At 61.9% G+C, this 16,224-nt stretch carries 12 protein-coding genes; 8 read left to right on the top strand and 4 right to left on the bottom strand.

Annotation, left to right across the window (positions count from 1 at the left end; all coding sequences use genetic code 11):
• Nucleotides 1-42: 42 nt before the first annotated feature.
• On the bottom strand, nucleotides 43-2,400 hold the full coding sequence (locus HX873_RS22660) for a DNA polymerase II (RefSeq protein ID WP_177081175.1): 2,358 nt from the start codon (nucleotides 2,398-2,400) through the stop codon (nucleotides 43-45).
• A 230-nt stretch (nucleotides 2,401-2,630) separates the two neighbouring features.
• On the opposite strand from HX873_RS22660, the gene HX873_RS22655 reads away from it, so the two are divergent.
• The 7 genes from HX873_RS22655 (at nucleotide 2,631) to HX873_RS22625 (ending at nucleotide 11,077) form a co-directional block, all read left to right on the top strand.
• Entirely contained in the window at nucleotides 2,631-4,865 is a 2,235-nt protein-coding gene (locus tag HX873_RS22655; RefSeq protein ID WP_087695328.1) for a TonB-dependent siderophore receptor, read from the top strand.
• 194 nt (nucleotides 4,866-5,059) lie between these two features.
• Nucleotides 5,060-5,941 (top strand): LysR family transcriptional regulator, encoded by an 882-nt coding sequence (locus HX873_RS22650; protein WP_003208237.1) that lies wholly within the window; start codon nucleotides 5,060-5,062, stop codon nucleotides 5,939-5,941.
• Between the two features lie 120 nt (nucleotides 5,942-6,061).
• Nucleotides 6,062-7,168 (top strand): tartrate dehydrogenase, encoded by a 1,107-nt coding sequence (locus tag HX873_RS22645; protein WP_087695327.1) that lies wholly within the window; start codon nucleotides 6,062-6,064, stop codon nucleotides 7,166-7,168.
• Between the two features lie 2 nt (nucleotides 7,169-7,170).
• On the top strand, nucleotides 7,171-8,619 hold the full coding sequence (locus HX873_RS22640) for an aldehyde dehydrogenase family protein (RefSeq protein WP_177123229.1): 1,449 nt from the start codon (nucleotides 7,171-7,173) through the stop codon (nucleotides 8,617-8,619).
• Between the two features lie 32 nt (nucleotides 8,620-8,651).
• A complete protein-coding gene (locus HX873_RS22635) occupies nucleotides 8,652-9,410 on the top strand; it encodes an SDR family oxidoreductase (RefSeq protein ID WP_008434578.1) in 759 nt (252 codons plus the stop codon).
• 27 nt (nucleotides 9,411-9,437) lie between these two features.
• Entirely contained in the window at nucleotides 9,438-10,409 is a 972-nt protein-coding gene (locus tag HX873_RS22630) for a cyclase family protein (RefSeq protein ID WP_087695324.1), read from the top strand.
• Between the two features lie 80 nt (nucleotides 10,410-10,489).
• Nucleotides 10,490-11,077, top strand: coding sequence for a hypothetical protein (locus HX873_RS22625; RefSeq protein ID WP_102369595.1), 588 nt, complete (start codon nucleotides 10,490-10,492; stop codon nucleotides 11,075-11,077).
• Between the two features lie 21 nt (nucleotides 11,078-11,098).
• On the opposite strand, the gene HX873_RS22620 is transcribed toward HX873_RS22625, so the two are convergent.
• The 3 genes from HX873_RS22620 to HX873_RS22610 all read right to left on the bottom strand — a co-directional run bounded on the left by HX873_RS22620 (nucleotide 11,099) and on the right by HX873_RS22610 (nucleotide 15,161).
• Complete coding sequence (locus HX873_RS22620; protein WP_003208248.1) at nucleotides 11,099-11,566, bottom strand: SRPBCC family protein; 468 nt, start codon at nucleotides 11,564-11,566, stop codon at nucleotides 11,099-11,101.
• A gap of 91 nt (nucleotides 11,567-11,657) precedes the next feature.
• The gene (gene mrdA, locus HX873_RS22615; protein WP_003208249.1) at nucleotides 11,658-13,550 is read right to left on the bottom strand and encodes a penicillin-binding protein 2; all 1,893 of its coding nucleotides are present in this window, start codon (nucleotides 13,548-13,550) and stop codon (nucleotides 11,658-11,660) included.
• Nucleotides 13,551-13,745: 195 nt separating this feature from the next.
• Complete coding sequence (locus HX873_RS22610; RefSeq protein WP_177067854.1) at nucleotides 13,746-15,161, bottom strand: aldehyde dehydrogenase family protein; 1,416 nt, start codon at nucleotides 15,159-15,161, stop codon at nucleotides 13,746-13,748.
• 101 nt (nucleotides 15,162-15,262) lie between these two features.
• On the opposite strand from HX873_RS22610, the gene HX873_RS22605 reads away from it, so the two are divergent.
• Nucleotides 15,263-16,153, top strand: coding sequence for a LysR family transcriptional regulator (locus HX873_RS22605; RefSeq protein ID WP_134327051.1), 891 nt, complete (start codon nucleotides 15,263-15,265; stop codon nucleotides 16,151-16,153).
• Nucleotides 16,154-16,224: the final 71 nt, after the last annotated feature.

Here is a 16,224-nt window from a genome sequence, read left to right as displayed (position 1 = left end):
TGGCCAAGATTGCAGGCTCTCGCCACCTCAAGGCAAGCCGTTTTAGAACAAGCCCATCTGGCCGCCCACCAGGGTGCCGAAGTCATCGTTTACAAACGGCAGGATCGCGTCCGCCACCGGTTGCAGTTGCCGGGTGACATAGTGGTCGTAGTCGATCGGTGCCTGGCGCACTTCCAGCGGCTCGGGGCCGTTGACGCTGATCACGTAGCTGATCCAGCCACCGTTCTGGTACTGGCGCGGGCGACCCTGGCGGTCGTTGTATTCGTCGGCCAGCCGCGCGGCGCGCACGTGGGGCGGTACGTTGCGCTCGTAGTCGCCCAGTTGCCGGCGCAGGCGCTTGCGGTAGATCAGCAGGTCGTCGAGCTCGCCGCTCAAGGTGCGACGTACGTAGTCGCGCACATAATCCTGGTGGGGCTGGCGGTGGAAGATGCGCTGGTAGAGTTCCTGCTGGAATTGCCGGGCCAGGGGCGACCAGTCGCTGCGTACGGTTTCCAGGCCCTTGTAGACCATTTCTTCGCTGCCGTCGGCACGGGTGACCAGCCCGGCGTAGCGCTTTTTGCTGCCTTCTTCCGCACCACGAATGGTCGGCATCAGGAAGCGGCTGAAGTGGGTTTCGTATTGCAGTTCCAGGGCGCTTTGCAGGCCGAACTCACTCTGCAGGCGCTCGCGCCACCAGGTGTTGACGTGCTGCACCAGGTCCAGGCCGATGCGCGTCGCGTCTTCCTGGGAATGGGGGCTGCCGAGCCAGACAAAAGTCGAGTCGGTATCGCCGTAGATCACCTCATAACCCCGGGCTTCGACCAGCTCGCGGGTCTGGCGCATGATCTGGTGGCCGCGCAGGGTGATGGACGATGCCAGTCGCGTGTCGAAAAAGCGGCAACCACTGGAGCCGAGTACGCCGTAGAAGGCGTTCATGATGATCTTCAGCGCCTGTGACAGCGGCGCGTTGTGTTCGCGCTTGGCCACTTCGCGGCCCTCGGAAACCCGCGCGACAATCGACGGCAGGCAATGCCGGGTGCGGGAAAACCGCGCACCGCGAAAGCCTTCCACCGACTCGCTGTCTTCGGGGTGACGCAGGCCTTCGATCAGGCCCACCGGGTCGATCAGAAAGCTGCGGATGATCGACGGGTAGAGGCTTTTGTAGTCGAGCACCAGCACCGACTCGTAGAGGCCCGGGCGCGAGTCCATGACAAACCCGCCGGGGCTGGCCTGGGGTGGTTTGTCTCCCAGGTTCGGCGCGACGAAACCCTGGCGGTGCATCAGCGGCATGTACAGGTGCGTGAACGCTGCCACCGAACCGCCGTTGCGGTCTGCCGGCAAGCCGGTGACGCTGGCTCGTTCGAGGAGGAATTTCAGCAGCTCGGTCTTCTCGAAAATCCGCGTGACCAGCTCGCAGTCCTTGAGGTTGTAGCGTGCCAGCGCGGGCTTGTCCTCGGCGAACATGCGGTTGATTTCGTCCATGCGCTGGTACGGCGTGGAGATCGATTTACCTTCACCGAGCAAGGTCTGGGCGACGTTTTCCAGGCTGAAGGATTCGAAACTCCAGGTGGCCGAGCGCAAGGCTTCGATGCCATCGATGATCAACCGCCCGGCCGCTGCCGCGAAGTAGTGATTGCGGCTGCCGTGCTCGCGCCAGCCCATGGCATCGCCGCCACGGCCCAGCAGCAGCGGCACGTTCAGGCGTTGCGCGTGTTCGTGCAGCACGCGCAGGTCGAACTGCACCAGGTTCCAGCCGATGATCGCGTCGGGATCATGGGTGGCGAGCCACACATTCAGGCGTTCGAGGAGTTCGGCGCGGGTGTCGCAGTAGTCGAGCTTGAAGTCCACCGCATCGGTGTTGTTGGGCGGGCCGAGCATGTACACCTGGCGCTCGCCGCAACCTTCCAGAGCGATGGAATACAGGTCGCCCTGGGCGGTGGTCTCGATGTCCAGCGACACCAGCTTGAGGGGCGGGCGGTAATCCGGCGCGGGTTTCATCTGCGCCTCCACCAGCATGCCGCCCTCGCCCGCTTTGCCGCCGAACAACACCGGCGCGGTGATGAAGCGCTCCATCATGTAGCGATCGGGCGGGCGCACATCGCCTTCGTAGACGTCGATGCCGGCTCGACGCAGGCGCTTTTCCAGGTCCATCAATTGGCGATGCTGTTGGGTGTAGAGGCCCAGCACCGGGCGATGGTGGAAGTCGCAGAGCGCCAGGTCACGCAACTCGATACCGCGCTCGCCCTTGAGCTGCAGCTCGGCCGGCTTGCGATGGGCTTGCGGGATGAACATCACGGAGGTCTGCACCGGCAAGCGCACGAACCTGGGGCCTTGATCGGTAGCCAGCCAAAAGCTGACCTCCGTGCCCGCCGGGGTGTCGCGCCAATGCCGGGTCAGGACAAACCCCTGCTGTAAATCCACCTTGCCACACCTCAAGAATCACTTTCAGGACGTGATTCTACTCGGCCTGTGCCACGGCGCGGCGATTTAACCGAAATGGCCTACGTATACGGAGAGAGTAATCTCACAAACTTGTTGCAGAACATTAATGACAATTACTATCATTCGCACCGGAGTCGTATCCGCGCAGCGAGGACGCGCAACGCTGTTGCCCTTTTCCTCACATTGACGGTTCGCCGTCAGGATCGACCATGCCCACTTCCACCCGTTTGGCTGTGCCGTTTCGCCCTACCCTGCTCGCCCTTTGCTGCTCCCTGAGCCTCGCCGCTCACGCCGCCACTCCAGAAACCCCGCAGGATGCGAACAACAGTCAGGACGGCAAGGCTCTGGAACTGGGTGCTACCACCATCAGCGCCGACGCGGCCACGCCCAACGCCCTGCCCCCGGTGTACGCCGGCGGCCAGGTCGCCCGCGGCGGGCAACTGGGGGTACTGGGCAACCAGGACATCATGGACGTGCCGTTCAGCATGTCTTCCTACACCGAAAAATTGATCCGTGACCAGCAGGCCGAGAACGTCGGCGATGTGCTGCTCAACGATTCGTCCGTGCGCCAGGCGTCGGGGTACGCGAACCAGGCCCAGGCCTTTGTGATCCGTGGCCTGCCGCTGAACGGCGATGACATTTCGTTCAACGGTCTGTACGGCATCCTGCCGCGCCAGATCATGTCCACCGACGCCCTGGAGCGGGTTGAAGTGTTCAAGGGCCCCAACGCCTTTATCAACGGCGTGACGCCCGGCGGCTCCGGGATTGGCGGCGGTGTGAACCTGCAACCCAAGCGCGCCGATGATGTGCCGTTGCGGCGTTTCAGCACCGACATCAGCAGCGATGGCCGGGTCGGCGAGCACCTGGATATCGGGCAACGTTTTGGCGAGGACAATCGTTTTGGCGCACGGGTGAATATTTCCCAGCGCGAAGGCGACACCGGGATCGATGACGAGAGCCAGCGTTCGAAGCTGTTTGCGGTTGGCCTGGACTATCGCGGTGATGCGCTGCGTTTGTCGGGAGACTTTGTCTACTCGAAACAGCAGATCAATGGCGGGCGCAACACCGTGTTGCTCGGCCAGAACCTGACCCATATCCCCAACGCGCCTTCGGCCGACACCAACTACGCGCCGAGCTGGGGCACCAGCAGCCTGGAAGACACTTTCGGCATGTTGCGCGCCGAGTACGACCTGAACGACAACTGGACCGCCTACATCGCGGGCGGCGCCAAGCACACCAACGAGATTGGCCGTTACTCCTCGGTCACGTTGAATGACACCCTGGGCAATGCCACCGTCAGCGGCTCGCGCATCGCCCACCAGGAAGACAACACCAGCCTGATGGCGGGCTTGAATGGCAAGTTCCAGACCGGCGCTGTCAGCCACAAACTGAACTTCGGGTTGACCGGGATCTGGGCCCAGACGCGCAACGCCTATGACTTCGACCTCAACGGCCACGCCAGCAATATCTATAACCCGGTGGACGTTGCCGAACCGGTCAAGGGCAGTTTCGTCGGCGGCGACCTGAACGATCCGGGCATCACCGCCAAGACCTTCGCCCGCAGTGCAGCGGTCTCGGACACCCTGGGCTTTATGGATGATCGCTTGCTGGTGACCGCCGGGTTGCGCCGCCAGGAACTGGTGGTCCAAGGGTATGCCTACGGGTCGGGCCCACGTAACGCCAATTACGACAAGTCGATCACCACACCGGTGTACGGCTTGGTGTTCAAGCCGTGGGACCACGTGTCGTTCTATGCCAACCATATCGAAGGCTTGGCCCAGGGCCCGACCGCACCTCAGAACGCCGGCACCGCGCCCATCACCAATGCCGGCCAGGCCTATGCCCCGGCGCGCTCGAAACAGACCGAAGCCGGGGTCAAGCTCGACATGGGTACCTATGGCGCAACCCTGGGTGTGTATCGCATCGAGCAACCAACCGACGGTTACTCACAACTCAGCGCCGACGGCTTGAGCGCCACCTATGTTCGCCAGGGCGAGCAAGTCAACAAAGGCGTTGAGCTCAACGTGTTCGGTGAACCGATCGCCGGCCTGCGCCTGCTGGGCGGCGCAACCATCATCCACACCGAAGTCCACGGCACCCAGAACGGCGCCAACGACGGCAACCGCGCCATCGGCGTACCGACCTTCCAACTGAATGCCGGCGTGGACTGGGATGTACCAGGCCTGCAAGGCGTGACAGTCAACGGACGGATGCTGCGCACCGGCGGCCAATATGCCGACGCGGCCAACAACCTCAGCCTGCCCGCCTGGAACCGCTTCGACGTGGGCGCCCGCTACACCTTCAAGGTGGAACAGCGTGACGTCACCCTCGGCGCCACTGTGGAGAACGTCGCCAATACCAAGTACTGGGAATCGGCACTCGGCGGCTACCTGACCCAAGGTGACCCGCGCGTGGCCAAGCTGTCGGCCAGTATCGACTTCTAACCCTAGTCAATGTAGGAGCTGGCTTGCCTGCGATGCGGGCACCGCGGTGTGTCAGATGCACCTCGGTGATGCTATCGCAGGCAAGCCAGCTCCTACAGAAAGCAAATCTGCCTGCACCCGGGTTGTTTGCCGGACATTGGACAGCCGAACGCCAACTGCGTAGTTTCCCAACCACTGCGCACAAGGACCCCGGCATGTCCCCCGACCTCACTTCCATCGAGCTGTTCCTCAAGGCGGTCAAGCTGGGCAACCTGTCCCGGGCGGCCGAGCAATCCCATCTCTCCCTCTCTGCCGCCAGCCGACGCCTGTCGCTGCTGGAGCAGCACTTCAAGGTCGCCCTGCTGACCCGCACCTCCACCGGCGTTTCACCGACGGCAGCCGGGGAAGTATTGGCCCAGCATGCACAATCGATCCTGCGGGCCGTGGACGGCATGCACGCCGATCTCGCCGATTACGCCAAGGGCGCCACCGGCCGGGTTTGCCTGTACGCCAACAGTTCGGCGATGAGCCAGGAACTGCCGCGCCAACTGACCCAGTGGAACACCTTGCACCCGGGCATCCGCCTGGATATTCGCGAGGAGCGCAGCCGGGAGATCCTCCAGGCCGTGCGCGAGGGCGTGGCGGATGTCGGTATCGTCACCACCCGCCCCAGCGAAGAGCTGCGGTTCGAGCCCTACTGCCAGGACCGCCTGTGCCTGCTCGTGCCCAATGACCACCCACTGAAAATGCGCCATGCGCGCTTCGAGGATTTGCTCGGCTACGACTTCGTCGGCCTGGAAGACAACGCCGCCATCACCCCGTTGATTACCGAAGCCGCCGCGGCGATCGGCATGCCGTTGCGGCTGCGGGTGCAGGTGCGCAGTTTCGAAGCAGTGTGCCGCTTGATCGCCGCCGGCCAGGGCGTGGGCGTGTTGCCGCAGGGCGCGGTGCAGATCTTCCGCAAGGAGATGGCCTTGCGCTTTATCGAAATCGACGACAGCTGGGCCGACCGGCAGATGTACCTGTGCATGCGCAAGGAACAGCCGTCGCTGACGAGCCTGGCACTGTTCGACTACCTGAGTGCCAACCCTGCGTAAACCTTCGGCCTTCGAATTTTGCGAAGGCCGATTCCACAATTAGCAATTCCCCTGTTGTCACAGCTGTGCCAAGAATGCCCCCGCCAGACCTTCCTATAAAAACAAGACAGGAGACACGGCGTGTCCCAATCCCACACCCGCCCCACCCACCGCATCGCCGTGATTCCCGGCGACGGCATCGGCCGCGAAGTGGTGCCCGAAGGCCTGCGGGTACTGGACGCTGTCAGCCGGCGCTTCGGTATTCACTTTCACTTCGACCACTTTGCCTGGTGCAGCGAACACTACCTGGCCCACGGCACGATGATGCCCGACGACTGGGCCGAACAGATCGGCAGCCATGACGCGATCTTCTTCGGCGCGGTGGGTGCGCCCGACATCATTGCCGACCACACTGCGGTGTGGGAGTCGCTGCTGAAGATCCGCCGCCAGTTCGATCAATACGTGAATATCCGCCCGGTGCGCCTGATGCCCGGCGTGCCCTGCCCGCTGGCCGGCCGCGTGCCGGGGGACATCGACTTTATCGTGGTGCGGGAAAATACCGAAGGCGAATACTCCAGCGTTGGCGGCCGCATGTGGGAAGGCACGGCGCGGGAAATCGCGGTGCAGGAGTCGATCTTCTCCCGCGAAGGCGTGGACCGCGTGGTGGACTACGCCTTCAAACTGGCGCAACAGCGCCCGCGGAAAAACCTGGTGGCGGCGACCAAATCCAATGGTATCTCGATCACCATGCCGTTCTGGGACGAGCGGGTCAACGAAATTGCCCGGCGCTACCCGGACGTGAAGACCGCCAAGTTCCACATCGACATTCTGTGCGCGCACTTCGTGCAGCATCCCGACTGGTTCGATGTGGTGGTGGCCTCCAACCTGTTCGGCGACATCCTTTCCGACCTCGGCCCGGCGTGCACCGGCACCATCGGCATTGCGCCGTCGGCCAACCTCAATCCGGAGCGGCGCTACCCGTCGCTGTTCGAGCCGGTGCACGGTTCCGCGCCGGATATTGCCGGGCTCGGTGTCGCCAATCCCATCGGGCAGATCTGGTCGGCCGCGCTGATGATCGAGCACCTGGGCGACGGTGATCCGTTTTATCAGGAAGCGGCGGCAGCCATCGTGTCCGCCATCGAAACGGTGCTTGCCGAAGGCCCGCGCACCCGGGAAATGGGCGGCAGCGCCAGCACTGTCGAAGTGGGTCGCGCCATCGCCGAATGCGTCGCAGGGAACAGGAGCTGAACATGACCAACGCACATTACATCGCCAACCAATGGCTGGCGTCGACCTCGCTGGAAGACATTCCGGTGATCGACCCCAGCACCGGCGAAACCTATTCGAGCATCGCCCGTGGCACGGCCGCCGATATCGAGGCGGCGATCAGCGCGGCGCGCCTGGCACTCGGCGAAACCTTCGACGGCCCGTGGGGCCGGTTGTCGGCCGTGGAGCGCAGCCGTTTGCTGGCCAAGCTTGGCGTGGCGGTGCTGGAACATCATGAAGAGCTGGCGCAGATCGAGGCGCGGGACACCGGCAAGGCGCTGAAAGTCGCCCGCGCCGATGCCACCGCCCTTGCCCGCTATTTCGAATACTACGCGGGTGCCGCCGACAAACTGCACGGCGAAACCCTGCCGTACCAGGCCGGCTACACGGTGTTGACGGTGCGCGAACCCCACGGGGTGACCGGGCATATCATCCCGTGGAATTACCCGATGCAGATTTTCGGGCGCAGCGTCGGCGCCTCGTTGGCGGCGGGCAATGCGTGCGTGGTCAAGCCGGCGGAAGATGCCAGCCTGTCGTTGCTGCGCCTGGCGGAAATCGCTGCCGAGGTTGGTTTTCCAGCCGGCGCGATCAACGTAGTCACCGGTTACGGCTACGAAGCCGGCGCGGCGTTGTGTGCACACCCGGGCATCGATCACATTTCGTTCACCGGCTCCACCGCCACCGGTACTGCCGTGTCGAAAGCCGCTGCCGAACGCCACTGCCCGGTCACCCTGGAGTTGGGCGGCAAGTCGCCGCAACTGGTGTTCGCCGATGCCGACCTGGATGAAGCGTTGCCGGTGCTGGTCAACGCCATCATTCAGAACTGCGGGCAAACCTGCTCCGCCGGCAGCCGTTTGCTGGTGGAACGCAGCATTTACGAAACCCTGCTCGCACGCCTCAGCCAACGTTTCAGCGAACTGCGCGCCGGGCCTTCGGCGCTGGACCTGGACATGGGCCCGCTGATCAATCAGAAGCAGCTGCGCCTGGTGCGCGAGTTTATTCGTCAAGCCGAACAGGAAGGGATCATCGTCGCCGCACGCGGAACGGTGGTTGCCGAGGCCGGCAGCGGCGGGTATTTCCAGGAGGCGGTGCTGTTTCGCGATGTGCCGCCTGACAGTCGCCTGGCGCAACAGGAAGTGTTCGGCCCGGTGCTGGCCGTGATGCCCTTCGATGATGAAGCCGAAGCGATTCGCCTGGCCAACGGCACCGAGTTCGGCCTGGTGGCCGGCGTGTGGACCCGCGATGGCGCACGGCAAATGCGCCTGGCGCGCACCCTGCGTTGTGGCCAGGTGTTCATCAATAACTATGGCGCCGGTGGCGGCGTTGAATTGCCATTCGGCGGCGTGAAGGCCAGCGGGTATGGACGGGAAAAAGGCTTCGAGGCGCTGCTGGGCTTTACCACCTTGAAGACCATTGCGATCAAACACGGTTGATTCCTCACAACAACAAGAACGGAGAACACACCATGCGTTTAGCCAATAAAGTCGCGATCGTCACCGGCGCCGGTTCGGGGTTTGGCGAGGGCATCGCCAAGACTTTCGCGCGCCAGGGCGCCAAGGTCATCGTCGCCGACATGAACGCCGTCGGCGGTCAGCGGGTGGTCAATGAAATCGCCGAAAGCGGCGGCCATGCGCATTTCATCGAGGTCAACGTGGCCAACGATGAAAGCATGGGCGCCCTGCTGCGTGGCACTTTGGAGCAGTTCGGCGGCCTGGATATCGTCATCAACAACGCCGGTACCACCCACCGCAACCGGCCGATGCTGGAAGTCGACGAAGCCGAGTTCGACCGGGTGTTTGCGGTCAACGTCAAAAGCATCTTCTTGAGCGCCAAGCATTTTGTGCCGCATTTTCGCGGCCAGGGCGGCGGCGTGTTCGTCAATATTGCCTCGACGGCGGCGATCCGCCCGCGTCCGGGACTGGTCTGGTATAACGGCAGCAAGGGCGCAGTGGTGGTCATGAGCAAGACCATGGCGGCGGAGCTGGGGCCGGACAATATCCGCGTCAACTGCGTGAACCCGGTAGTGGGTGCCACGGCGTTGCTCAGCGAATTCATGGGCGTACCGGACACCCCGGAAAACCGCCAGAAATTCATGGCGACCATTCCCCTGGGGCGCTTTTCCACCCCGCAAGATGTGGCCAACGCCTGCCTGTACCTGGCGTCGGACGAAGCGGCGTTCATCACCGGCACTTGCCTTGAAGTCGATGGCGGGCGCTGCGTGTAACTCACTCTCACAGGGACCGGAATTGCTATGTGTGATCTTCATAATAAGAACGAGCCGAACACCCGCGAATTGCTTGAAGGCCTGCCAAAGAACTGGGGTAAATGGGGCCCGGACGACGAAGTCGGCGCCCTCAATTACCTGACTGAAGCCGAAGTACTGCGGGGCGTGGCCTCGGTGCGCCAGGGCAAGACCTTTACCCTGCAAGTGCAGATCGGCCACCCCGACGGCGACCCGATGTGGCCGGCGCGCAACCCGTCGATGCGCTTCAACACCCTCGACCACAGCCATTACCACTTCGGCAAACAGCCGCACATGACCGGTGGTGCGGCGTATTCCGATGACGTGATCTTCATGCAGCTGCAAGGCTCGACCCAGTACGACGCCCTCGGCCACGCCTGGTACGACAATCAACTGTGGAACGGCTACGACGCCCAGACCACCGTTGGCGGCATGGCCAAGGCCAGCGTGCTGGCGATTGCCGAACGCGGCGTGGTGGGCCGTGCGGTGCTGATCGACATGGCCCGCCATCGCGGCAAGAAGTGCCTGGGCCGGGGCGAAACCTTCAACCACCTGGACCTGCTCGACGCCGCCAAAGCCCAGGGCGTGACCATTGAAAAACGTGACATCCTGATCATCCGCACCGGGTCCATGGGGGCGTTTTATGAGCTGGGCAAGACCGAGTTCTTCAAGGACCTGATGGAGCCGGGGCTGACCTACAGCCGGGAGCTGGTGGAGTGGTTCCACGAGATGGAAATCCCCAACCTGGTGACCGACACCATCGCCAACGAAGTGATCACCGACCCGGTGTCCGGGGTGCAGATTCCGCTGCATTGCGCGCTGATGCGCAACCTGGGGATCGCCTTCACCGAAATCGTGTTGCTGGAGGAACTGGCCGCCGATTGTGCGGACGACGGCCAGTGGAAATTCCTCTACACCGCCGCCCCGCTGAAGATTGTCGGGGGCAGTGGCGCACCGGTGAATCCGGTGGTGATCAAGTAGCCGTTCCGTCTCAGTGGCGAATTTGCGAATCGCGAACGCGCCACTAGACTCAAGGCTCCTCTCACATGGAAGTCCACTCAATGAATGTATTGCGCCCTCTTCGCCAGGCAATTGCCCTGGCAACCCTGCTGTCTGCTGGTGCCCTGACGGCACATGCTGCCGATATCCCGTTGTCCAAGTCGCTGGAAGCCGATGAGGTGACCACCAAGGTGCTGGAGGTGGATGCCGCCAACCATCAGGTGGTGCTCGAAGGTGCCGAAGGCCGCAAGGTGCATGTGCAGCTCAGCGACCAGGCCAAGGACCTGGGCAATCTCAAGGCAGGTGATCAGGTCAAGGTGCTGGTGACCCATTCGGTCGCCGCCGTGCTGGACACCGACATCGACAAGAGCGCACCGGACGCCACCGAGAAGACTGGCGTCTTACGCGCCACCGCGGATAACCCGAACCCGGGCGGTGCGGCCTTCCGCCAGGTACAGGTGCAGTTGAAGATCACCCACATTGACCTGGCGAAAAACCAGGTAACCCTGGAAAACCCGGCGGGCCAGAGCAAAGTGCTGACCGTGGAGAAACCGGAAATTCGCGCCGGCCTCAAAGACCTCAAGGTCGGCCAAAGCGTGTTGGTGACCTACACCGATACCCTGGAAATCAGCACCGCCCACGAAGGCTGATGAATGCGGCGCCCCATCAGCTCACGGCTGATGGGATTTCGCCAGATAGTCTTCGATGTTGTTCATCTGATCATCCCAGCCTCGGGAGTTCTTCTTGTAGGCCTTCTGGCGGCGAACGTCCGGGATCCCGTCAAAACCTGACTCCACCACCCGCAACAAGATGCCTTCGGCGTGATCCTCGAGGGTGAACTCCACCAGCGTTGGGGTTTCCGCGTCGTAATCCACATCCTTGTCTACGGCGTAGGGATGCCAGCTGAAAGAGAACCGTGTCTGTGGTTCAAGCCGCTCGATCCTTGCCTTCCACACCACGTGCTCGTAACCGGGATAGGTGATCGGGGCTTCAATGGCCCGGCCCTGGGCAAACTGTTTGCCCTTGAGGGCGATGCCAAACCAGCTGCCGAATTGCTCGGCGTCGGTCAGTGCTTCCCAGACCCGTTGGCGTGGAGCGTTGAGCAGGACTTTACGTTTGATTTCATTTGATTCGTGCATGAGACACCTCCTGTATTGACAGTAGGCGACATCGACCAATGCGCAACCTTTGAAAAGGGATAGGGCATGACGGTGTCATGCCCTTGTGGCGTCAAACGTGGGGATCACCCGGCGCCTTGGCAGGGGTTGCGTATTGCGGCTTCAAGTGGCCTTCCTGATCGAGCAGCCAGGCGTCCATGATTTGGCGCACCACCGGCCCCGCCACTCGGCCACCGGCCTCGCCGTTTTCGATCATCACCGAAATCACGATCCGCGGGTGCTCCGCCGGGGCAAAGCCGACGAACAAGGCGTTGTCGCGGTTGCGCTCCAGGGTCTTGAGACGGTTGTAACGCTCGCCCTGCTTGATCGCCACTACCTGCGCAGTACCAGACTTGCCAGCAATCCGGTACTGCGCACCGGCTGCAGCCGCCCGGGCGATACCGCGTGGATCGTGCATTACCAATTGCATGCCGTGGTTGACCTGCTCCCAGTCGCGCGGGTCTTTGAGCACCACGTTGGGCATCGGGTTTTCATCCACCGGCGGCACGCCATTGATGGTCTTGGCCAGGTGCGGTCGGTTCCACACGCCCTTGTTGGCGATCAGCGCAGTGGCCTGGGCCAGCTGCAACGGGGTGACCTGCATGTAACCCTGGCCGATGCCGAGGATCACGGTTTCACCCGGGAACCACGGCTGGCGCCGGGTAGCGCGCTTCCAGGCTTGGGACGGCATCAGGCCGGCTGACTCTTCGAACATGTCGAGGGAGACTTTCTGGCCAAGGCCGAACTCGGCCAGGTAGTCGTGCAGGCGGTCGATACCCAGCTTGTGGGCCAGGTCGTAGAAGTAGGTGTCGTTGGAGCGCATGATCGCTGCGTCCATGTCCACCCAACCATCGCCGCTGTGGTTCCAGTTGCGGTATTTGTGGTCGAAATCCGGGAGTTGGTAATAGCCCGGGTCGAACACCCGGGTCTGGGCGGTAACCACGCCGCTGTCGAGGCCAGCGATGGCGACTTCCGGCTTGATCGTCGAACCCGGCGCGTAGAGCCCGCGCAGCACGCGGTTGAACAGCGGACGGTCGAGGGAGTCGTGCAGCGCGGCGTATTCCTTGAAGCTGATGCCGGTGACAAACAGGTTCGGGTCGAAACTTGGCTTGCTGACCATCGCCAGCACTTCGCCGGTTGCCGGGTCGAGAGCAACCACCGAACCACGGCGGTCGCCGAGGGCTTCTTCGGCGGCTTCCTGGAGTTTGACGTCCAGGCTCAGCACGATGTTTTTGCCGGGGATCGGGTCGGTGTGCTTGAGCACCCGCAGGACGCGGCCCTGGGCGTTGGTTTCAACTTCTTCATAGCCGACGTGGCCATGCAACTCGGACTCGTAGAAACGCTCGATCCCGGTTTTACCAATGGACTGGGTGCCCCGGTACTCCACTGAGTCGAGGGCTTTGGATTCTTTTTCGTTGATCCGGCCTACGTAGCCAATGGAGTGGGCAAAGTGCGCACCCAGCGGATAATGGCGGACGAATTGCGGCTCGACATCCACGCCCGGCAGGCGGAATTCGTTGACGGCCAGCACGGCGATCTGCTCTTCGGTCAGCTCGTAGAACAGGGTGACGGGCACGAAGGGATGACGGGCTTGCTTGAGCGCCTTATCAAATACGCCACGGTCCTCGGCGGGCAAATGCAGGAGGCTGACGATAGCGTCCAGCTCTCCTTTGAGATCGGTGGTGCGCTCGCGGGTGATGGTCAGGTTGTAGCTGGGACGGTTGTCGGCAAGTACTACGCCGTTGCGGTCATAGATCAGGCCGCGGGTCGGTGTGATCGGCAGGACGTGGACGCGATTGTTTTCGGAAATGGTGGAGTGGTAGTCGTACTGCACCACCTGCAGGAAGTACATCCGACCTACCAGGGCGCAGGTAATGCCGATTACCAGCAGCGCGCAGGCCAGCAGCCGCTTGTTGACCAGGCGGTTTTCTTTTTCGTGATCCTTGATCGGTATTGGTTCAGGCATTTCTACAGCATCTCGTTGAATAAGGTCGACGCCGCTTCCTGCGGAGGAAAAATCAGTCCTTGTGAAAATGTGCTGCACCATACCAAAAATGCAGAAACACTTTGCATCGATTTCCCTGAACGGTGTGCTAATGGAGCCTGTTCATGCACTTTGGTTTGAGCCGTTGACCTTATTCATGCGTTTTTATGCTGACGATCAGCTCAGGATCGACTTGGGCTCCAGGAAGGCTTCGAGGCCGAATGTGCCGTACTCGCGGCCGATACCCGATTGCTTGAAGCCACCAAACGGCGCTAGAGGTTCATGGGCCAGGGTATTGATCAGCACTCGGCCAGCGTCTATACGGCTGGCCAGCCTGCGGGCGCGTTCGGGATTTGAAGACAGGATGTATGCCTGGAGGCCGTAGGGTGTGTCGTTGGCGATGGTCAGGGCCTCTTCCTCGGTTGCGTAGGTAATGATCGAGAGCACTGGGCCGAAAATCTCCTCGCGGGCGATGGCCATTTGGTTGGTCACCCGGCTGAATACGGTTGGTTTTACGAACCACCCGGCTTTGATGCCCTCAGGCAAACCGCGACCTCCTGCCAATAGGTGGGCGCCCTCCTCGATCCCGATCTGAATGTAGCGCTGTACGCGCTCCCACTGTTTTTGGCTGACCATGGGGCCGACCGCAGTGGCTGGGTCACGAGGGTCGCCGGCTTGCACGTTGCCCACCTCGTCGATCATCAGCGCTTCGATTTCTTCCAAACGACTTTCGGGTACCAGGATTCGAGTGCCGGCGATGCAGGCCTGGCCGCTGTTCATGAAACCGGCCTGAAGGGCCATGGGCACGGCCGTCTTGAGGTCCGCATCATCGAGAATCAGCACCGGTGATTTGCCGCCCAGCTCTAGGGTCACGCGCTTCAGGGTCTCGGCGCCGGTCCGCAGGATTGTTTTGCCGACAGCGGTTGAACCCGTGAAGGACACTTTTGCGATGTCGGGATGGGCGCTCAACACGGCGCCTACGGTTTCGCCACGGCCAGTGACGATGTTGAATACACCGGGAGGCAAGCCTGCGTCATGCAGGGCGCGGGTGACTAGCGAGGTCTGGATTGCGCTCATTTCACTGGGTTTGATCACGGCGGTACAGCCGGCGGCCAACGCCGCAGCGAGCTTGCCGCAGATAAAACCGGCGTTGCTGTTCCAGGGTGTGATCAAGCCGGCCACACCCAGCGGCTGCATGACCACCTCGGCGATGCCAATGCGTCGGGAGAAGTTGTAGCTCTCCAGTACTGAAGCGGCATCTTGCAGGACGCTGGCCGCATGCCTGGCCATCCACCGCGCACGGGATATTGGGGCGCCGTACTCCTCGATAATCGCGTCGGTAAGTGCGTCTTCAATGGATTCAACTGCGGCGTGAAGGCGTTTGAGATAGTCGATGCGCACATCTTTAGAGCTATGGGAGAACTCGGTAAAAGCTCGCTTGGCGGCAGCGATGGCATCCAGGGCGTCTTGTTCATTTGCCAATCGAACCTGGCCGATACGCTGGCCTGTTGCAGGGTTGAACAGGTCAAAAAGCTCTTCGCCATGGGGCGTCACAAAGGCGCCGTTGATGTAAATCTGGTTGATGTATTGCATAGGTCCTCCGGGACGCTGAGCTAGTGCGTCCTACGGTAAGTCACTATGATTAAGCTGATAAGCCGTACAAATCGGCATGAGTTGATGAGCGATTCAGGACAATGAATACATCCGGGCTGAATGAGTTGGAAGCGGTGCTGGCAGTGGCTCGGCATCGCAGTTTTCGGGCAGCGGCGACCGAGTTGAATGTGTCGACATCGGCGTTGAGCCACTCTATCGCGGGGCTTGAAGCGCGGATGGGGGTGAGGCTGTTCAATCGCACCACGCGCAGCGTGTCGTTATCTGAAGTGGGCGCGGAGTTTGTTGAAACCATTACCCCTGCACTGTTGAGCATTCGCACGGCCTTGGAACAGGCAGGAAATCGCAGCGCGGAACCCAGCGGTACCTTGCGCCTGAATACCTCGGCGGGGGCGGCAAAGCAGGTGATGCCGTTGCTGCTGGAGTACCTGCGACGTTATCCACGGATGAAATTGGATATCGTCACTGAGGGGCGGCTGGTGGATATCGTCGCGCAGGGGTTTGATGCGGGGATTCGGCTCGGTGATACGGTTCCTCAAGACATGATCGCAATCGATATCAGTCCGGCCCAGCGTTTTGCGGTATTGGGCAGCCCGGACTATTTTGCTCTCAACCCAGTTCCCGTCAGTCCCATGGATCTGCGGGCCCATCAGTGTATTCGCAGCCGGATGCCCAGCGGTGCGATCTATCACTGGGAGTTTGAGCGACATGGCGAAGCGCTTGCTGTCGAGGTGCAAGGGGTTTTGACCCTGGATAATCCGACTCTGATGCTCGAGGCTGCCAGGGCGGGACTAGGCTTGACCTATCTTACGGAATGGAATGCCGCTGCCGATTTAGCGAACGGGACGTTAGTGCGCGTACTGGAGGAATGGACGCCGTCTTTTGACTGCTTGCGCCTCTATTACCCAGGTAGGCGCCATGTGCCGGCCGGGTTAAGGGCACTGATTGAGTTGATCAGGGAGCAAGGCTTTTAACCAGGCTGGATCTTTTTACGGCCAACAGCTCTCTCCCCGTTTTCCGACCGCCCAAAACAAAACCCCTGACT

Origin of the sequence: Pseudomonas sp. P7758 (assembly GCF_013386485.1) — a bacterium.
Classification (GTDB): domain Bacteria; phylum Pseudomonadota; class Gammaproteobacteria; order Pseudomonadales; family Pseudomonadaceae; genus Aquipseudomonas.
Note: the sequence above shows the minus strand (reverse complement) of the source record. Positions and strands in the feature narration are given on the sequence as shown.

What these genes read in the sequence shown, in the direction of transcription:
- HX873_RS22640 (WP_177123229.1), top strand. Translation starts at nt 7,171, where the DNA reads ATGACCAACGCACATTACATCGCCAACCAATGGCTGGCGTCGACCTCG.
- mrdA (WP_003208249.1), bottom strand. Translation starts at nt 13,550, where the DNA reads ATGCCTGAACCAATACCGATCAAGGATCACGAAAAAGAAAACCGCCTG.
- HX873_RS22650 (WP_003208237.1), top strand. Translation starts at nt 5,060, where the DNA reads ATGTCCCCCGACCTCACTTCCATCGAGCTGTTCCTCAAGGCGGTCAAG.
- HX873_RS22625 (WP_102369595.1), top strand. Translation starts at nt 10,490, where the DNA reads ATGAATGTATTGCGCCCTCTTCGCCAGGCAATTGCCCTGGCAACCCTG.
- HX873_RS22655 (WP_087695328.1), top strand. Translation starts at nt 2,631, where the DNA reads ATGCCCACTTCCACCCGTTTGGCTGTGCCGTTTCGCCCTACCCTGCTC.
- HX873_RS22635 (WP_008434578.1), top strand. Translation starts at nt 8,652, where the DNA reads ATGCGTTTAGCCAATAAAGTCGCGATCGTCACCGGCGCCGGTTCGGGG.
- HX873_RS22605 (WP_134327051.1), top strand. Translation starts at nt 15,263, where the DNA reads ATGAATACATCCGGGCTGAATGAGTTGGAAGCGGTGCTGGCAGTGGCT.
- HX873_RS22630 (WP_087695324.1), top strand. Translation starts at nt 9,438, where the DNA reads ATGTGTGATCTTCATAATAAGAACGAGCCGAACACCCGCGAATTGCTT.
- HX873_RS22610 (WP_177067854.1), bottom strand. Translation starts at nt 15,161, where the DNA reads ATGCAATACATCAACCAGATTTACATCAACGGCGCCTTTGTGACGCCC.
- HX873_RS22620 (WP_003208248.1), bottom strand. Translation starts at nt 11,566, where the DNA reads ATGCACGAATCAAATGAAATCAAACGTAAAGTCCTGCTCAACGCTCCA.